Source organism: Kitasatospora sp. NPDC090091, from assembly GCF_044747365.1.
Classification (GTDB): domain Bacteria; phylum Actinomycetota; class Actinomycetes; order Streptomycetales; family Streptomycetaceae; genus Kitasatospora.
The window spans coordinates 61239-76745 of record NZ_JBIVDY010000009.1; the positions used below are offsets into that span (position 1 = coordinate 61239).

The 15507-nt window shown below is 73.4% G+C and carries 13 protein-coding genes; 5 read left to right on the top strand and 8 right to left on the bottom strand.

The features are described from left to right. Positions 1 to 115: 115 nt before the first annotated feature. Positions 116 to 1255: a sensor histidine kinase gene (locus ACIPSC_RS17345; RefSeq protein WP_400826827.1), complete on the top strand. Its 1140-nt coding sequence runs from the start codon at positions 116 to 118 to the stop codon at positions 1253 to 1255. 188 nt (positions 1256 to 1443) lie between these two features. Here ACIPSC_RS17345 and ACIPSC_RS17350 read toward each other — a convergent pair whose 3' ends face one another. Then, positions 1444 to 2523, bottom strand: a complete 1080-nt coding sequence (locus ACIPSC_RS17350) for a S1C family serine protease (protein WP_400826828.1) — start codon at positions 2521 to 2523, stop codon at positions 1444 to 1446. A 192-nt stretch (positions 2524 to 2715) separates the two neighbouring features. Here ACIPSC_RS17350 and galE point away from each other — a divergent pair, with 192 nt between their 5' ends. Further along, on the top strand, positions 2716 to 3702 hold the full coding sequence (gene galE, locus ACIPSC_RS17355) for a UDP-glucose 4-epimerase GalE (RefSeq protein WP_400826535.1): 987 nt from the start codon (positions 2716 to 2718) through the stop codon (positions 3700 to 3702). A 125-nt stretch (positions 3703 to 3827) separates the two neighbouring features. Here the strand turns inward: galE and ACIPSC_RS17360 are convergent, their stop codons facing one another. Continuing rightward, positions 3828 to 6224, bottom strand: coding sequence for a PQQ-binding-like beta-propeller repeat protein (locus ACIPSC_RS17360; RefSeq protein ID WP_400826536.1), 2397 nt, complete (start codon positions 6222 to 6224; stop codon positions 3828 to 3830). 431 nt (positions 6225 to 6655) lie between these two features. Between ACIPSC_RS17360 and ACIPSC_RS17365 the strand changes: the two genes are divergently transcribed. Beyond that, entirely contained in the window at positions 6656 to 7303 is a 648-nt protein-coding gene (locus tag ACIPSC_RS17365; RefSeq protein WP_313764275.1) for a TetR family transcriptional regulator, read from the top strand. 272 nt (positions 7304 to 7575) lie between these two features. Here the strand turns inward: ACIPSC_RS17365 and ACIPSC_RS17370 are convergent, their stop codons facing one another. The 6 genes from ACIPSC_RS17370 to ACIPSC_RS17395 all read right to left on the bottom strand — a co-directional run bounded on the left by ACIPSC_RS17370 (position 7576) and on the right by ACIPSC_RS17395 (position 13634). Continuing rightward, a complete protein-coding gene (locus tag ACIPSC_RS17370) occupies positions 7576 to 8520 on the bottom strand; it encodes a beta-ketoacyl-ACP synthase III (RefSeq protein WP_400826538.1) in 945 nt (314 codons plus the stop codon). A gap of 208 nt (positions 8521 to 8728) precedes the next feature. Continuing rightward, a complete protein-coding gene (locus ACIPSC_RS17375; RefSeq protein WP_400826539.1) occupies positions 8729 to 10045 on the bottom strand; it encodes a L,D-transpeptidase family protein in 1317 nt (438 codons plus the stop codon). A gap of 147 nt (positions 10046 to 10192) precedes the next feature. Next, positions 10193 to 11356, bottom strand: coding sequence for an aminofutalosine synthase MqnE (mqnE, locus tag ACIPSC_RS17380; RefSeq protein WP_400826541.1), 1164 nt, complete (start codon positions 11354 to 11356; stop codon positions 10193 to 10195). Positions 11357 to 11418: 62 nt separating this feature from the next. Then, a complete protein-coding gene (locus tag ACIPSC_RS17385; protein WP_400826542.1) occupies positions 11419 to 12381 on the bottom strand; it encodes a threonine/serine dehydratase in 963 nt (320 codons plus the stop codon). Between the two features lie 5 nt (positions 12382 to 12386). Next, the gene (locus tag ACIPSC_RS17390) at positions 12387 to 12848 is read right to left on the bottom strand and encodes an Lrp/AsnC family transcriptional regulator (protein WP_238863735.1); all 462 of its coding nucleotides are present in this window, start codon (positions 12846 to 12848) and stop codon (positions 12387 to 12389) included. Between the two features lie 129 nt (positions 12849 to 12977). Next, positions 12978 to 13634 carry a UbiX family flavin prenyltransferase gene (locus tag ACIPSC_RS17395; protein ID WP_400826544.1) on the bottom strand — a complete coding sequence of 219 codons (657 nt, stop codon included), beginning with the start codon at positions 13632 to 13634 and terminating at the stop codon, positions 12978 to 12980. Positions 13635 to 13722: 88 nt separating this feature from the next. Between ACIPSC_RS17395 and ACIPSC_RS17400 the strand changes: the two genes are divergently transcribed. Beyond that, the gene (locus ACIPSC_RS17400) at positions 13723 to 14466 is read left to right on the top strand and encodes a cyclase family protein (protein ID WP_400826546.1); all 744 of its coding nucleotides are present in this window, start codon (positions 13723 to 13725) and stop codon (positions 14464 to 14466) included. Positions 14467 to 14612: 146 nt separating this feature from the next. Next, positions 14613 to 15323, top strand: coding sequence for an MOSC domain-containing protein (locus ACIPSC_RS17405; RefSeq protein ID WP_400826547.1), 711 nt, complete (start codon positions 14613 to 14615; stop codon positions 15321 to 15323). Positions 15324 to 15507 lie beyond the last annotated feature (184 nt).

Below are 15507 nucleotides of genomic sequence, written 5' to 3' on the forward strand. Positions count from 1 at the left end.
CCAGCTCGACCGAGAGGGACGGTAGATCCAGATGAAGCCAGAGCACCGCGGCACCGCGGACGCCAGCGACGAGCAGGGCGCACGCACGGAGCGCACCCCGCTGTACGGCGCGCGGATGTGGCGGCAGGCCGGGCAGCTGATGCTCAACCTGCCGATCGGCATCGCGGGGTTCGTCTTCGCCGTCGCGCTGCTCTCGATCGGCCTGGCGCTGTCGGTCACCGTGGTCGGGCTGCCGTTGCTCGCCGCCGGGCTGGCCGGGTGCCGGGCGCTCGGCGGCGTCGCCCGCCGCCGGGCCCGGTCGGTGCACGGTTCCGGGGTGAGCGAGCCACCGCCGGTGCGCCGGACCCGTCCGGGGGCCACCGGCTACGCGATCGCCCACCTGACGGACGCGCTGAGCTGGCGCTCGGCCCTCTACTGCGTGCTCCTGCTGCCCTGGGGCGTGCTGAGCTTCGCCCTGACGCTGGTCTGCGTGATCGTCGGCTGGCCGGCGCTGCCCTGGGTGATCCGCTTCGAGTCGGCGGTCGACCGGATGCTGGTGGAGATCCTGCTCTTCCCCGGGGCGCTCTCCGAGCGGGTGCGCGAGCTGGAGGACGACCGCGGCACGGTGGTCGACACCGCCGCCGCCGACCTGCGCCGGATCGAGCGGGACCTGCACGACGGCGCCCAGGCCCGGCTGGTGGCGCTGGCGATGGACCTCGGCATGGCCAAGGAGCGGCTGCGGGAGACCGAGACGCCGGAGGACGTGCAGGCCGCCGCGCGGATGGTCGACAACGCGCACGGCGAGGTGAAGCTGGCCCTCCAGGAGCTGCGCGACCTGGCCCGCGGCATCCACCCGGCCGTACTCACCGACCGCGGCCTGGACGCGGCGCTCTCCTCGGTGGCCGCCCGCTGCACCGTGCCGGGTGGAGTCAAGGTGCACGTCGAGCTGAAGGACGGGAACGGCGCGGTGGAGCGCCCGGACTCCGCGGTCGAGGGCATCGCCTACTTCACCGTGAGCGAGCTGCTGACCAACATCTCCAAGCACTCCGGCGCCAAGTCCGCCACCGTGGACGTCTGGCGGGCCGGCGAGCAGCTGATGCTGCTGGTCCAGGACGACGGCAAGGGCGGCGCGGCCCCGTACCCGGGCAGCGGCCTGGGCGGGCTGGCCGAGCGGATCCGGGCCGTGGACGGGGTCTTCCTGGTGGAGAGCCCGCACGGCGGCCCGACCACGGTGACCGTCGAGCTCCCCTGGCGCACCCGGGCGGCCCGCCGCTGACCCCGGGGGCGACGACACCGGCCGGGACGAGGACACCGGCCCGGGGAGCAGGACACCGGCCCGGGGACGGGCCTCCGACGGCCGAAGCGGCCGGGATCCCGCCGAGGCAGTGGGCGGGATCCCGGCCGCGACCCGTCCGGAGCCGCCCGCGGACCCTTGCGCGGCGGGCGGGCGGCCTCCGGCGGGGTCTAGGGGGTCGCCAGGGTGCCGAGGGTGACCTCGGCGGTCCTGGACTGACCGTCCCGGGTGTAGGTGACGGTGGTCTTGTCGCCTGGGGAGAGCGAGGCCAGCGCGGTGGTGAGCGCGTTCAGCGAGTCGACCGGGGTGTCGCCGACCTTGGTGATCACGTCGCCGACCTGGAGGCCCGCCGCCTCGGCCGCGCCGCCCGCGGAGACCGCCACGATGACCGCGCCCGCCGGGCGGAACTCCTGGTCGAAGAAGGTCCGGGCGGTGATGCCGAGCGCGGCCCGCCCGGAGTTGGTGACCTTGCCGTCCTTGATCAGCTGATCGGCGATGCGGGTGACGGTGGACGCCGGGATGGCGAAGCCGATCCCGGGAGCGGCGGCGGTCCCGTTGCTCTCGGGCTCGGTGGCGGCCAGCGTGTTGATCCCGATCACCTGCCCGTTCAGGTTGACCAGCGCGCCGCCGCTGTTGCCGGGGTTGATCGCGGCCGAGGTCTGCACCATGTTGCCGATGGTGGCGCCCGGCGATCCGGGGGTGTCGGGCTCGGAGACGGTCCGGCCGGTGGCCGAGACGATCCCGTCCGTGACACTGCTGGAGAGCCCCAGCGGACTGCCCATGGCCAGCGTGATCTGCCCGAGCTGGACCTTGCCGGAGTCGGCGAACGCGGCCGGCTTGAGACCGCTCGGCGGGTTGGTCAGCCTGATCACCGCGAGGTCGGAGTCCGGGTAGCCGGCGACCAGGGTGGCGTCCAGCGGCTTGGTGCTGTTGGCCAGCGTGACCGTGAAGTTGGTCGCGTTGCCGACCACGTGGGCGTTGGTGACGATGTCGCCCTTGTCGTTGTAGACGATCCCGGAACCGAGCCCGCTGCCGGTGGTGATCTGCACCACCGAGGGCAGCACGTCGGTGATCACCTTCCGGTAGACCTCCTCCAGCTGGTTGGCGGGGCCGGTCGGCTGGGCGGGCGCGGTGGCGGTGGCGCCCGTGGTGGCGGCGGCCGGGGACGACGCGGACGACGAGCCGCTGCTGCAGCCCGCCACGACCGGCGCGGTGAGCACGGCGGCGGCCGCCAGGACGGCCGTGCTCACGCCGAAGGCCTTGGGGCCGGTCGGCCGCGGCCCGGCCGGGATCGGGCGGGTGGGCTCCTTCTTACGGTTCACCTTGGCTCCCTCCGAGTCCCTGCACAGAGATCTTTGTCAGCATTTCACCGAAATGTCCGAATGCCGCGCACCGACTCGCCCGGCCACCTTCGCGACCACAGGGGCCCGTAAGATGCGGCCATGACTTGGTTGATCACCGGCGGCGCCGGATACATCGGCGGGCACGTGGTACAGCAGCTCATCGAGGCCGGCGAGCGCGTCGCCGTCCTCGACGACTTCAGCACCGGCGACCGCACCCGGCTGCCGGAGGGGGTCGCCCTGATCGAGGGCTCGACCCTGGACCGCGCCGTCCTCGACGCGGCCATCCGCGAGCACGCGGTGAAGGGCATCCTGCACTTCGCGGCGAAGAAGCAGGTCGGCGAGTCGGTCGAGAAGCCCTTCTTCTACTACCGCGAGAACGTCACCGGCCTCCAGACCGTGCTGGAGGCCGCGGCCGAGGGCGGCGTCAAGCGCTTCCTCTTCTCCTCCTCCGCCGCCGTCTACGGCATGCCGGACGTCGACCTGGTCACCGAGTCCACCCCGTGCGCGCCGATGAGCCCGTACGGCGAGACCAAGCTCGCCGGCGAGTGGCTGGTCGCCGCCGCCGGCCAGGCCTACGGCATCTCCACCGTGGCGCTGCGCTACTTCAACGTGGCCGGCGCCGCCTCTCCGGAGCTCTCCGACGCCGGGGTCTTCAACCTGATCCCGATGGTCTTCGAGCGGCTCACCGCCGGTCAGGCCCCGCGCATCTTCGGCGCCGACTACCCGACGCCCGACGGCACCTGCGTGCGCGACTTCATCCACGTCTCCGACATCGCCTCCGCCCACGTGGCGGCCGCGAAGCGGCTCGCGTCCGACCCGGCCGGCGAGACCTCGCTGGTCCTCAACATCGGCCGCGGCGAGGGCGTCAGCGTCAAGGAGATGCTGGACGTGATCGGCAAGGTCACCGGCTACGACGCCACCGGCGAGGTCACCCCGCGCCGCCCCGGCGACCCGGCCCGGGTGGTCGCCTCCGCCGACCTGATCCGCCGCGAGCTGGACTGGACCGCCCGCTACGGCGTCGAGGAGATGGTGGCCTCGGCGTGGGAGGGCTGGTGCAGCCGCCACCCCGAGGCCCGGAAGAAGTAGCCCGGGGGCGATGGGCCACACCGAGAGGGGCGGGAGCCGCACGACGGCTCCCGCCCCTCTCGGTTACTCACCCACTCGCCTCCGGGCCGGGGCGGGGGCTCACCCACCGCCCCGAGCCGGTGCGGTCAGTGCGAGGGCACCGCCGTGCCGTAGAAGGCGTCGAGCGCGTAGACGCAGCGGTCCTTGCTGCCGACGAAGACCTTCCCGCCGACGGCCACCGGCGAGCCGGTCAGCTCGCCCTTGGTGCCGAGCTCCCAGCGCAGCTGACCGGTCGCCAGGTCCAGGGTGTGCAGCGAGTGGTCCCGGCTGCCCAGGTGCACCAGGCCGTCGGCCACCGCCGGCGAGCCGACGATCTCGCCCCGCACGGTGTACCGCCACCGCTCCCGGCCGCCGGCCGCCTCGAAGGCGTACAGCACCTCGCCGCTGCCGACCAGCACCATGCCGTCGCCGACCACCACCGGCTCGGCGCCCTGCCGGTTGCCGGTGACGCCGCGCCAGCGGTCCCGGCCGGTGGCCGCGTCGAGCGCGTACACCGTGCCGAGGTAGTCGGCGACGTACACCGCGTCCGCGTCCAGGGCGGGCGGGGTGAAGAGCACCACCGGGGCGTCGAAGCGCCAGCGCTCGGTGCCGCTCGCCGCGTCCAGCGCGTACACCCGGGTGCCGGCCGTCACGTACAGCACCCCGGCCCGCTCGACCGGGCGGGACGGCACGTCCTCGCCCACCGGGAAGGACCAGCGCAGGCCGCCGCCCCGCGGGTCCACGCAGCGCAGCCGCCCCCCGCCGTAGTAGTACGCGGCGCCGCCCACCAGGGCCGGGCCGGACTGCGGGTTCTCGTAGTCCTGCTGGGCGTCGTCGGCGCGCCAGAGCTCCGCGCCGTTCGCCGCCGAGCGCAGCTGCACCCCGCCGCCCCGGACGCCGCAGCAGAGCACGCCGTCGGCCGCGTCCAGCGTGTAGACCCAGCCGTCCAGCGAGTGGCGCCAGCGCTCGGTGCCGTCCGCGACGTCCACCGTGTACAGGTGCGGGCCGTCGGCGGCGTGCACCCGGCCGGCGTCCACCGCGAGCGCCCAGGCGACGTCCCGGGTCTTGTAGCGGCGCTGGCCGGAGGCGATGTCGAGGGCGTGCACCTCGAAGCTGGAGACGAACAGCGTGCCGTCGGCGACGACGGGGGTGCCCCAGACGTCGTTCGACATCCGGAACCGCCACGGGCGCCAGCGGGCGGCCCGCACCGGTGGCGGGGTGGCCCGGCGGACCCAGTCGGTCTCGGCGGGCGCGGCCCCCGGCCCGGCCTGCTCGGCCCGCGGCCCCGGGCCTATCCGTACGGAGGCGCCCGGCAGCTTGACCTCGGCCGCGCTCCCCCCGGCGACCGGGGCCCGGTGGCTGCGGGGCGCGGCGATCTTCTCGGTGGCGGCCTCGGTCTCCGGCCCCGGCAGGGCCGGCGCGGCGTGCACCGGCCCGGTCCCGGGCGGGGCGTGCCGGCCGACGGGGTGCCTGGTCCGCGGGTCCTCCTGGACCGGGACGCGCGGCGGCGCGGGCTGCGACAGCTGCTGCTCCGGGCGGGGCGGAACCGGCTGGGGCTGCACCGGCTGGGGCTGCACCGGCACGGGCGGGGTCGGCGGGGCGACCGGGGTCTGGCGGCGGCCGCGCTTGCGCTCGATCAGCTCCAGCGCATTGACCGGCAGCCAGTCGCCCGCCTCGCCGGAGGCGTCGTCCCGGGAGAAGAGGTGCGGGGCCAGCTCGGCCTGGATCTGCGCCGGGGTCGGCCGGTGCTCGGGGGACGGCCGCATGCAGGCGCGGACGAGGTCCACCAGCTCGGCCGGCAGGCCGGAGAGGTCGGGCTGCTCGCGCAGCAGCTGGAACACCGTCTCGACCGGGTTGGCGCCGCGGTAGGGCGGGTGGCCGGTGGCGCAGAAGACCAGCAGCGAGCCGAGCGAGAAGACGTCGCTGGCGCCGGTCACGCCGCGGCTGTCCCGGGCCTGCTCGGGCGACATGTACGCCGGGGTGCCGACCGCGACGTTGGTCATGGTGAGCCGGGTGCTGGAGACGCCGGCCGCGATGCCGAAGTCGATCACCCGCGGGCCGTCCTCGACCACGAGCACGTTCGAGGGCTTGAGGTCGCGGTGGACGAGTCCGGCCGCGTGGATCGACTGCAGCGCCTCCGCGATGCCGGCGACCAGCCAGCGCACCGCGTCCACCGGCAGCGGCCCGCACTCGCCGACCAGGTCCTCCAGGGACGGCGCCGGGACGTACGCGGTGGCCAGCCAGGGCACCCGCGCGTCGGCGTCGGCGTCGACCACCGCCGCGGTGTAGAAGCCGCCGACCGTCTTGGCGGCCGCGATCTCCCGGGCGAAACGGACCCGGAACAGCTCGTCCTCCGCCAGCTCCCCCCGGACGGTCTTGATGGCCACCCGCCGACCGGCGGGCGACCGCGCCAGGTAGACCAGCCCCATCCCACCCGCGCCGAGTCGCCCCAGCACCTCGAAGGGCCCGATCCGCCTCGGATCGTGCGCCGTCAGCTGGTCCACTCCGCTGCCACCTCCCCGTTTCCGCACCCGCCGCGTGGTGCCGGACCCTGATTCTCCAATGCCGCCGGGCCCATCTCCAACCTCCCCCGCCCAGAGCCCTGCACAGCCTGGTCACCGTCCGGCCAGTGGCGGCAGAACGGCCGGATTCTGACGTCCGCTCCGTCGGCGGCTTGCGCCCGGCGGCTCCGGCACTCTCACGCGCCACGGGCGGATCGACCCGCGAAATCGTCACACCCTGTCACCGGACCGCCCCTCAGCGAAGGGTCCGTCACGCTGTGGGGTCAAAAGCACACGGGGGGGCTTCATACCGGGCTGCCGGATCCGTGTGAATATCCGTCCGAACTGCTTCGAGCCCCCTGGACGAACCCCCGGGCGGAGTAATTGTCACATCACCGAATCGCGCCAAGATCGTGCCGCGGTAAGCTGACGGCATGACAGGACAAGTTCGCACCGTCGACGGTCGCGTCGCCGGGCGACGCGGACAGGAGACGCGGCAGAAGCTGCTCGACTGCCTCCGCGAGATGCTCAGCACGTCGCCCTATCGGGACGTCAAGGTCATCGACGTCGCCCGTATGGCGGGTACCTCCCCCGCGACCTTCTACCAGTACTTCCCGGATGTCGAGGGCGCTGTCCTCGAAATCGCCGAGGAAATGGCCAAGGACGCCGACACCCTCAAAGAGCTGGTGGCCGGAAAGTCCTGGGCAGGGAAGTCCGGCACGGCCACTTCGGAAGAACTGGTCGACGGATTCCTCGCCTTCTGGCGCAAGAACGACGCCATTCTCCGAGTGGTCACGCTCGGTGCCGCCGAAGGGGACAAGCGGTTCTTCAAGATCCGCATGACGGTCCTCAACGCGGTCGCCAAGCCGCTCACGGATGCCGTCAAGGAACTCCAGGCGAAGGGACAGGCCGACAAGTCACTCGACGCGGCCGCCGTCGCCGGGTCTCTGGTCTCGCTGCTCGCCTCGGCGGCCGAGCACCAGAAGGCCTTCACCTCCTGGGGCGTCAAGGTCAAGGACCTCAAGCCCAACCTCGCTCCCCTGGTGTACCTGGGCGTCACCGGCAAGAAGCCGCCCAAGTAGACCTATCCGCCTACCCACCCATCCGCTCCGCGCGCAGCCCCGGCCTCCTGTCCGGGGAACGACGGACGGCGGCCGTGTCCTCGGGGGAGGTCCGCCGGCGGTCCGCAGCGCGCCCGACATGCCGGTGGGCGGGCACCCTTCACGGGGTGCCCGCCCACCGGCATGTTCGTGTTTCGAGGCGTGCGGCCGCTTTCCCGGCCCTGTGGGGCCCCACCGCGGCCCCGAAGGGGCGCGAAGGGGCACCGGAAGCCCTGTGGGGGCTCCAGCGGCTCTCAGGGGCAGCGGACGACCTGGCCGGCGTACGCCAGGCCGCCGCCGAAGCCGAACAGCAGCACCGGGTCGCCGGGCGACAGCTCGCCGCGCTCGACCAGCTTGGAGAACGCCAGCGGGATCGACGCGGCCGAGGTGTTGCCGGAGTCCACGACGTCCCGGGCCACCACCGCGTCGGTGACGCCCAGCCTGGACGCGATGGCGTCGATGATCCGCAGATTGGCCTGGTGCGGCACGAAGCCCTTGAGCTCGGCGGGGTCGATCCCGGCCTTCTCGCAGGCCTGCCGGGCCAGCGGGGCGATCTGGGTGGTCGCCCAGCGGAAGACCGACTGGCCCTGCTGGCTGATGACCGGGTCCCAGCCGGTGATCACCACGGCGTCGCCCCGCTCGGGCTCCGAGCCCCAGACCACCGGGCCGATGCCGGGCTCGGCGCCCTCCTCCTGGGCCTCCACCACCGCGGCGCCGGCGCCGTCGCCGAAGATCACGCAGGTCGAGCGGTCGGTCCAGTCGATGGTGTCCGACATCCGCTCGGCGCCGATCACCAGCGCGACGCGGGCCGCGCCGGCCCGGATCGCGTGGTCGGCGGTGGCCAGCGCGTACGAGAAGCCCGAGCAGACCGTGTTGATGTCGTAGGCGGCCGGCGCGCGCACGCCCAGGCGGGCGGCCACGGCGGCGGCCGTGTTGGGGCTGCGCTCGATCGCGGTGCAGGTGGCGACCACGACGAGGTCCACGTCGGCGGCGGTGCGGCCGCTGTTCGCCAGCGCCTTCTGGGCCGCCTCGGTCGCGAGGTCGACCAGCGTCTCGCCCTCGGCGATGTGGCGGGTCCGGATCCCGACCCGACTGCGGATCCACTCGTCGTCGGTGTCGACCAGCACCGCCAGATCGTCGTTGGTGAGGACCTTGGGGGGCTGGTAGTGCCCGAGTGCCACAATGCGCGAACCGCTCATAAAGCCACTCAACCGGGTTACCCGCTGGTCAGCGGGGCGCGACCGGCTACAGGATCCGGCCCGGGAAGCTGTAGGAGGCCCACAAGAGCCGTTGCGGCGCCCGGGTCGTGGGCCGGGCGCGACTTGCCTCGGACGGGCGTCCGGCGGTGGTCCGACGGTCGCCGAGCAGTGGTCGACGGTCGTCCGGCGGGTCGCTCGGGCGGGTCGCTCAGGCGGCCAGCGAGGCCGCGTCGCCCATCACGATCACCGGGTGGGCGGCCGGGTCGAGGGTCCGGATCAGCTCGGCCATCTTGTCCTCGGGTATCGAGACGCAGCCGTGGGTGGGGCCGTCGTGGTCGACGTGGATCCAGATCCCGCCGCCCTTCTTCGAACCCATCGGACGGCGCGGGTCCAGCGGCGAGTTCCCGGGGACGCGGTTGTAGTTGATCGCGATCACGTAGTCGAAGGAGCCCTCCAGCTGGTCGCCGAAGAAGCCCGTCCCGGAGACCACGAAGCTCGGGTCCTTGTCGTACGGGAGCTTGCCCCCCGGGTCGGCCTTGCGGCCGCCCGCGTCGGTGAGGCTGAAGACACCGATCGGGCTGCGCAGGTCGCCCTCCTTGTGATCGGTCGTCCAGCCGCTGTTCCCGTTGTGGCCCTGCCAGGTCTCGCCGGCCAGCCAGCGGCCCTCGGGGGTGCGGGTCCAGAGGGTGACGGTGTTCTTGTTGCCGTTCTTGTCCTGACCGGAGGCCAGCACCACCTGGGTGGTCTCGGCGGGTATCCGGGCGGTGAAGGCGGCGCCGAGCCCGGGTATCGCGGCCACCGAGGCGTCCGGCCGGGCCTCGCTGCGGGCGGCGGCGGGGGTCTCGGCCTGCCGGTCGGCGGCGGCCTGGGCGGCGGGTGCCGCGGCCTGCGGGGCGGGCTGGTCCGGGGTGGAGACGCCCTCGGGGCCGGGGCCGTCGGCGGCCGTGACGCCGGGCTTGGCGCCGTCCTGGCCGACGGTGTACCAGCCGGCGGCGGCCGCGAGCAGCAGCGCGGTGCCGGCGGTGATGGCCTTGCCGTGACGCTTCTTCTTGGGCTTGCGCCGGTGGCCGCGGGCGGCCGTCCGGGAGCCGACCGGGGCCGGGGCGTCCGGCACGGCGGGGGCCGTGGACGGCTCGGGCACCGGGGCGGGGGCCGGCGCGAAGACGGAGTCCGGGTCGTAGGCGAGGCCCTGCTCGTAGGCGAGGCCCTGCTCGTGGGCGAGGCCCTGCTCGTGGCCGGGGTACGGCCGGAACGGCTGGTCGTAGGCGTCGAAGCCTGCGTCGGATCCCGCGTCGAAGCCGTCGTGGCTCTCGTAGCCGCCGTAGCCCTGACGGCCCTGCCGGCCCTCGTAGGCCTGGTACGCGCCGTACGACTGGTTCCCGTCGGTCCCGTACTGCTCCGACGCGTCGTACGCCGGGTACGGCGCCTGCTCGTACACCCCGTAGGACGGCTGCGGCACCTCGTATCCCGGCTCGTGCATCGGCTCGTACGGCGGGTACGTGGTGGCGCGATGGGAACCGGACATGTGGCCGATCCTGCCAAACCAACGGCCCGTAGGGAAACCCGGGTCCTGTGCGGGGGCGGTGAAGGCTGTGCCGACCCCGTGGAGACGCACCGCCCCCCGGGCCGCGGAGCGGGCCCGGGGGGCGGTGGAACGCGCTGGTGGGAGCGGTCAGAGGCGCATGGCCTGCGGGGTCTCCCGACGCGTCAGATCCGGGCCGTCGTACTCACGGATGACCTCGTAACGGGTGTTCCGCTCGACCGGGCGGAAGCCCGCGTCCCGGATCAGGCCGAGCAGGTCGTCGCGGCCGAGCTTGTTCGGGGTGCCGAAGTTGTCCGCGTCGTGGGTGATCTTGTACTCGACCACCGAGCCGTCCATGTCGTCCGCGCCGTGGCTGAGCGCCAGCTGAGCGGTGGTGACGCCGTGCATCACCCAGAAGACCTTGACGTGCGGCACGTTGTCGAAGAGCAGCCGGGAGACCGCGAAGGTCTTCAGTGCCTCGGCGCCGGTGGCCATCTCCGTGCGGGCCATCAGCTTGTTGCGCACGACGCCGTCCTTGGAGTCGTGGAAGTCGTGCTGGTAGCGCAGCGGGATGAAGACCTGGAAGCCGCCGGTCTCGTCCTGCAGCTCGCGCAGCCGCAGCACGTGGTCGACCCGGTGGCGCGGCTCCTCGATGTGGCCGTAGAGCATCGTCGACGGCGTCTTGAGGCCCTTGCTGTGGGCGAGCCGGTGGATCCGCGACCAGTCCTCCCAGTGGGTGTCGTGGTCGACGATGTGCTGGCGGACCTCCCAGTCGAAGATCTCGGCGCCGCCGCCGGTCAGCGACTCCAGGCCGGCGTCGATCAGCTCGTCCAGGATCTCGTCGGCCGACAGGCCGCTGATCTTCTCGAACCAGTGGATCTCGGTGGCGGTGAAGGCCTTCAGCGAGACGTTCGGCAGCGCCGCCTTCAGCTCCCGCAGCGAGCGGGGGTAGTAGCGCCACGGCAGGGTCGGGTGCAGCCCGTTGACGATGTGCAGCTCGGTGAGCGAGTCCACCTCCATGGCCTTGGCCAGGCGGACGGCCTCCTCGATGCGCATCGTGTAGGCGTCCTTCTCGCCCGGCTTGCGCTGGAACGAGCAGTACGCGCAGGACGCGCTGCACACGTTGGTCATGTTGAGGTGGCGGTTGACGTTGAAGTGGACGACGTCGCCGTTCTTCTGCGTCCGCACGTGGTGGGCGAGGCCGCCCAGCCACGCCAGGTCGTCGCTCTCGTAGAGCGCGATCCCGTCCTCACGGGTCAGCCGCTCACCCGCGTAGACCTTCGCCTCCAGCTCGCGCTTGAGCCCTGCGTCCATGCGGTGCCCCGCCTCCTCCGACTTCGAATCAATGCCGGAACGAGCGTACGCCTATGCCGCGCTCAGACTGCGAGCAGCTCCGAGAGCAGGGCCGGGTCGATGTTGCCGCCGCTGACCACCGCCGCCACGACCTGACCGCCGGCCTCGGCCGAACGGTGGAAGTACGCGGCCGGCGCCACCGCGCCGGAGGGCTCCGCGACCAGCCGGCCGCGCCGGGCCAGCAGCGCCACCGTGGCCCGGATCTCCTCCTCGGAGACCGTCACGATGTCGTCCACGTAGGCGGTGAGGTGCTGGAAGGGCAGCTCGCCGACGGACGGCGTGCGCAGGCCGTCCGCGATGGTCCGGTAGGTGTCGGCGACCGGCCAGCCGATCCGCTCGCCGGCCCGCAGGCTGGCCTGCGCGTCGGCGGCCAGCTCGGGCTCGACGCCGACCACCCGGACGCCCGGACGGGTGAGCTTGAGCGCGGCCGCCGTCCCGGAGATCAGGCCGCCGCCGCTGACCGGCACCAGCACGGTGTCCAGCTCGGCCGGGGCGTCCTCGGCGATCTCCAGACCGACCGTGCCCTGGCCCGCGATGATGTACGGGTCGTCGTAGGGCGGCACCCAGACGTAGCCGTGCCGCTCGGCCAGCTCGACCGGCAGCGTGTCCCGCTCCTCCGGCGCGACGACGACCACCTCGGCGCCGAACGCGCGGGTCGCGTCGATCTTCACCCCCGGTGAGGTGTCCGGCATGACGATGACGGCCTTGATGCCGAGCAGCCCGGCCGCGTACGCCACCGCCTGCGCGTGGTTGCCGCTGGACTGGGCGACCACACCGCGGGCCCGCTCCTGCTCGGTGAGCGCGGCGAGCCGGTTGTAGGCGCCGCGGGTCTTGAAGGCACCGGTCGGCTGGAGGTTCTCCGGCTTGAGCCAGAGCCGGCGCTCCCCGGAATCCGCCCATGGGGCGGGGACCAGCGGGGTCCGTACCGCGACCCCGGCGATCCGCTGCCGAGCCGCCCGCAGCTCCTCCAGTCCGACCAGTGCCATCACGTTCACTCCCCTTCGGCGAGCGGGAGTTCGCTGACCCGGTTCTCCCACTTCGTGGAGAGTACGACGGTGGTGCGGGTCCGGGCCACGCCCTTCGTGCCCGAGATCCGCTTCACCACCGACTCCAGGCCGGCCACGTCGGCCACCCGGACCTTGAGCATGTACGAGTCGTCACCGGCGATGAACCAGCAGTCCTCGACCTCGCTGAGGTCCTTCAGCCGGAACGCGACGTCCTCGTGGTCGGCCGCGTCGGTCAGCTGAAGGCCGATCAGGGCCGTGACACCGAAGCCGAGCGAGGCCGGGTTGACCGTCGCCCGGTAGCCGGTGATGACCCCGGCCTGCTCCAGCCGGTTGATCCGGTCCGTGACGCTCGGCCCGGAGAGGCCCACCAGTCGGCCCAGCTCGGCGTAGGACGCACGGCCGTTCTCCCGGAGCGCCTGGATGAGCTGTCTGTCCACCGTGTCCATATACCGTCCGCGTCCTTCCGAACCTCACCAGACCCACAGATCATTATCCGGATTCAAAGGCGCCATGCGCGGAACAACCCGGATATCGCAGAGAACATACTCTCCCGGTTTCCGCTTGCTCACGCCCCCTCACTCCGGTGGCGCGGCGTCGCGCGCGGCCGCGCCCAACTCGCCCTCCCAGCGCCGGTACAGCGCGTGCGGTACGCCGACGGCGTCCAGCACCCGGCCGGCCACGAAATCGACCAGTTCGCGGACGGTGGAGCCGCCGGCGTAGAAGCCGGGCGAGGCGGGGAGTACGACGGCGCCCTGCGCGTCCAACTCGACCAGGTGCTTCAGGGTGACCCCGTTGAGCGGCGCCTCACGGACGCAGACCACCAGCGGCCGGCGCTCCTTGAGGGTGACGCTGGCGACCCGCTGCAGCAGGTCCTTGCTCAGCCCGAGCGCGATCCCGGCCACCGCGCCGGTGGTGGCGGGCACGACCAGCATGCCCTTGGCCGGGTACGAGCCGCTGGACGGCCCGGCCGCGAAGTCCCCGGCCGGCCAGTAGCGCACGTCGTCGAGCTCACCGGGGCCGGTGCCCAGCCAGGCGGCCAGGTCGGTGCGCCAGTGCGCGTCGCGGAAGGAGATGCCGGTCTCGTCCAGGATCGTGAGCCGGGCCGCCCGGCTGACCACCAGGTCCACCGCCTCTCCCGCGGCGAGCAGCGCCCGGATCACGGAGGCGGCGTACGGCGTTCCGGACGCGCCCGAGACCCCGACCACCCACGGCTGACGCTTCGCTGTTCCCATGCCCCCCTTTCTATACGGCGGGCAGCGGTTCCGTACGACGGCCCCCGCGGCGGCTCCGTCCGGCGTCACCCCTGGGAGGATGGGCGGCATGGCAGCGACCCTCGTCGACCTCACCCACCAGGTGACCACCGCGATGCCGGTCTACCCCGGCGACCCGGCCGTCGTCCTGGAACCGGCCCTGACCACCGCCACGGCCGGGGTGAACGTGCTGGCCCTGCACCTCGGCTCGCAGTCCGGCACCCATGTGGACGCGCCGTACCACGTGGACGTCACCTGGCCCACCCTGGACGGCCTGCCGCTGGAGCGGTTCACCGGCCCGGCGGTCGTGGCCGACCTGCGCGGCCTGGAGCCGCGCGCCGAGCTGACGCCGGAGCTGCTCGCCCCCGCGCTGGAGCGGGCCGGGGCCGGCACCGTCCTGCTGCTGGCCACCGGCTGGGCCCGGCACTGGGGCACCGACGCCTACCTCGCCCACCCCAGCCTGACCGCCGAGGCGGCCGAGGCGATCGTCGCGGCCGGGGTGCGGACGGTGGGGGTGGACGCGCTCAGCGTCGACCCCACCCCCGACCCGGGTCCGGGCGATCCGGCGGTGGCCGCACTGCTGGCCGACCTGACCGACGAGCACGACCAGCCGGGCGCCGCGGAGCCCACGCTGGCCGCGCACCGGGTGCTGCTCGGTGCACCCGGCGGCGGGGTGATCGCGGAGAACCTGACCGACCTGCGGGAGCTGCTGGACGCCCAGCAGGCCGGACGGCCGGTGGAGGTCTCGCTCTTCCCGCTGCGGCTGGTGGCGGCCGACGGCGCGCCGGTCCGGGCGGTGGCACGGCTGGGCTGAGAGGGCGTGCGGGCTGGGGGCGTACGGGCCGGGGGGTTGCGGGCCGGGGGGTTGCGGGGGCGCTTGGCTTGAAGGCGCGCCCGGCTGAAGGCCCGTCGACACTTGGTCTAGACCATCCCCGGCGGGCGCCGCTACGCTGTCAGCCCATGGCAGAGATCATCGGAGTGATCGAGCAGCTCTGGCGCTACCCCGTGAAGTCCACCGGCGGCGAGCGGCTCGACTCCGTCGAGGTCGACGACCGCGGCCTGGCCGGCGACCGTCTCTACGCCGTGCGCGACGGGGCCGGCAAGCTCGGCTCCGGGAAGAACACCCGGCGCTTCCGGCGGATGGACGGCCTGCTCCGCCTCTCCTCCCGGCTCGGCCACCGGCTCGACCGCCCCGAGCTCCTCGACCCGCTCGGCCGGCCGGTCGCCGACCCCACCGCTTTCCTGCGCGCCTACCTCCAGCGCCCGGACGTCGCGCTCGCCCGCGAGGACGCCGTCTCCCACTTCGACCAGCTGCCGGTCAGCGTGCTCACCACCGCCACCCTGGACTGGGTCCGCGAGGCCGCGCCGTCCGCCGTGGTGGACGAGCGCCGGTTCCGCCCCAACATCCTGCTCCGCACCCCGCCCGGCACTCCGCCGTTCGTCGAGGACACCTGGTTCGGCCGGGAGGGGCGTGGCGGCACCGGGGTCCGGCTCGCCTTCGTCCGGGCCAGCGAGCGCTGCGCGATGACCGCCGCCGCCCAGCCCGGACTGCCGCACGCGCCCGAGATCCTCAAGGCCGTCGTCCACGCCCACGACGGCCGGCTCGACGCCCTGGCCGAGGTGGCCACACCCGGGCGGCTCAGCGTCGGCGACGGCCTCTCGCTCGACTGATCCGCCCTCCCGGAAGGAAAACCGCAGGTCAGAGCGGTCGCAAAAGATTCTCGAAAAAGTTTGGAACCCACCTGCAACCCCCGTGGCCCCCACACGTCTGTGTAAGTGAGCGGCGGGGAAGCCCGCCGACGGGGATCGCAAGCGGCGCCGAGACAGCGCTTACTCCGCGAGTCCGGCCACCGCA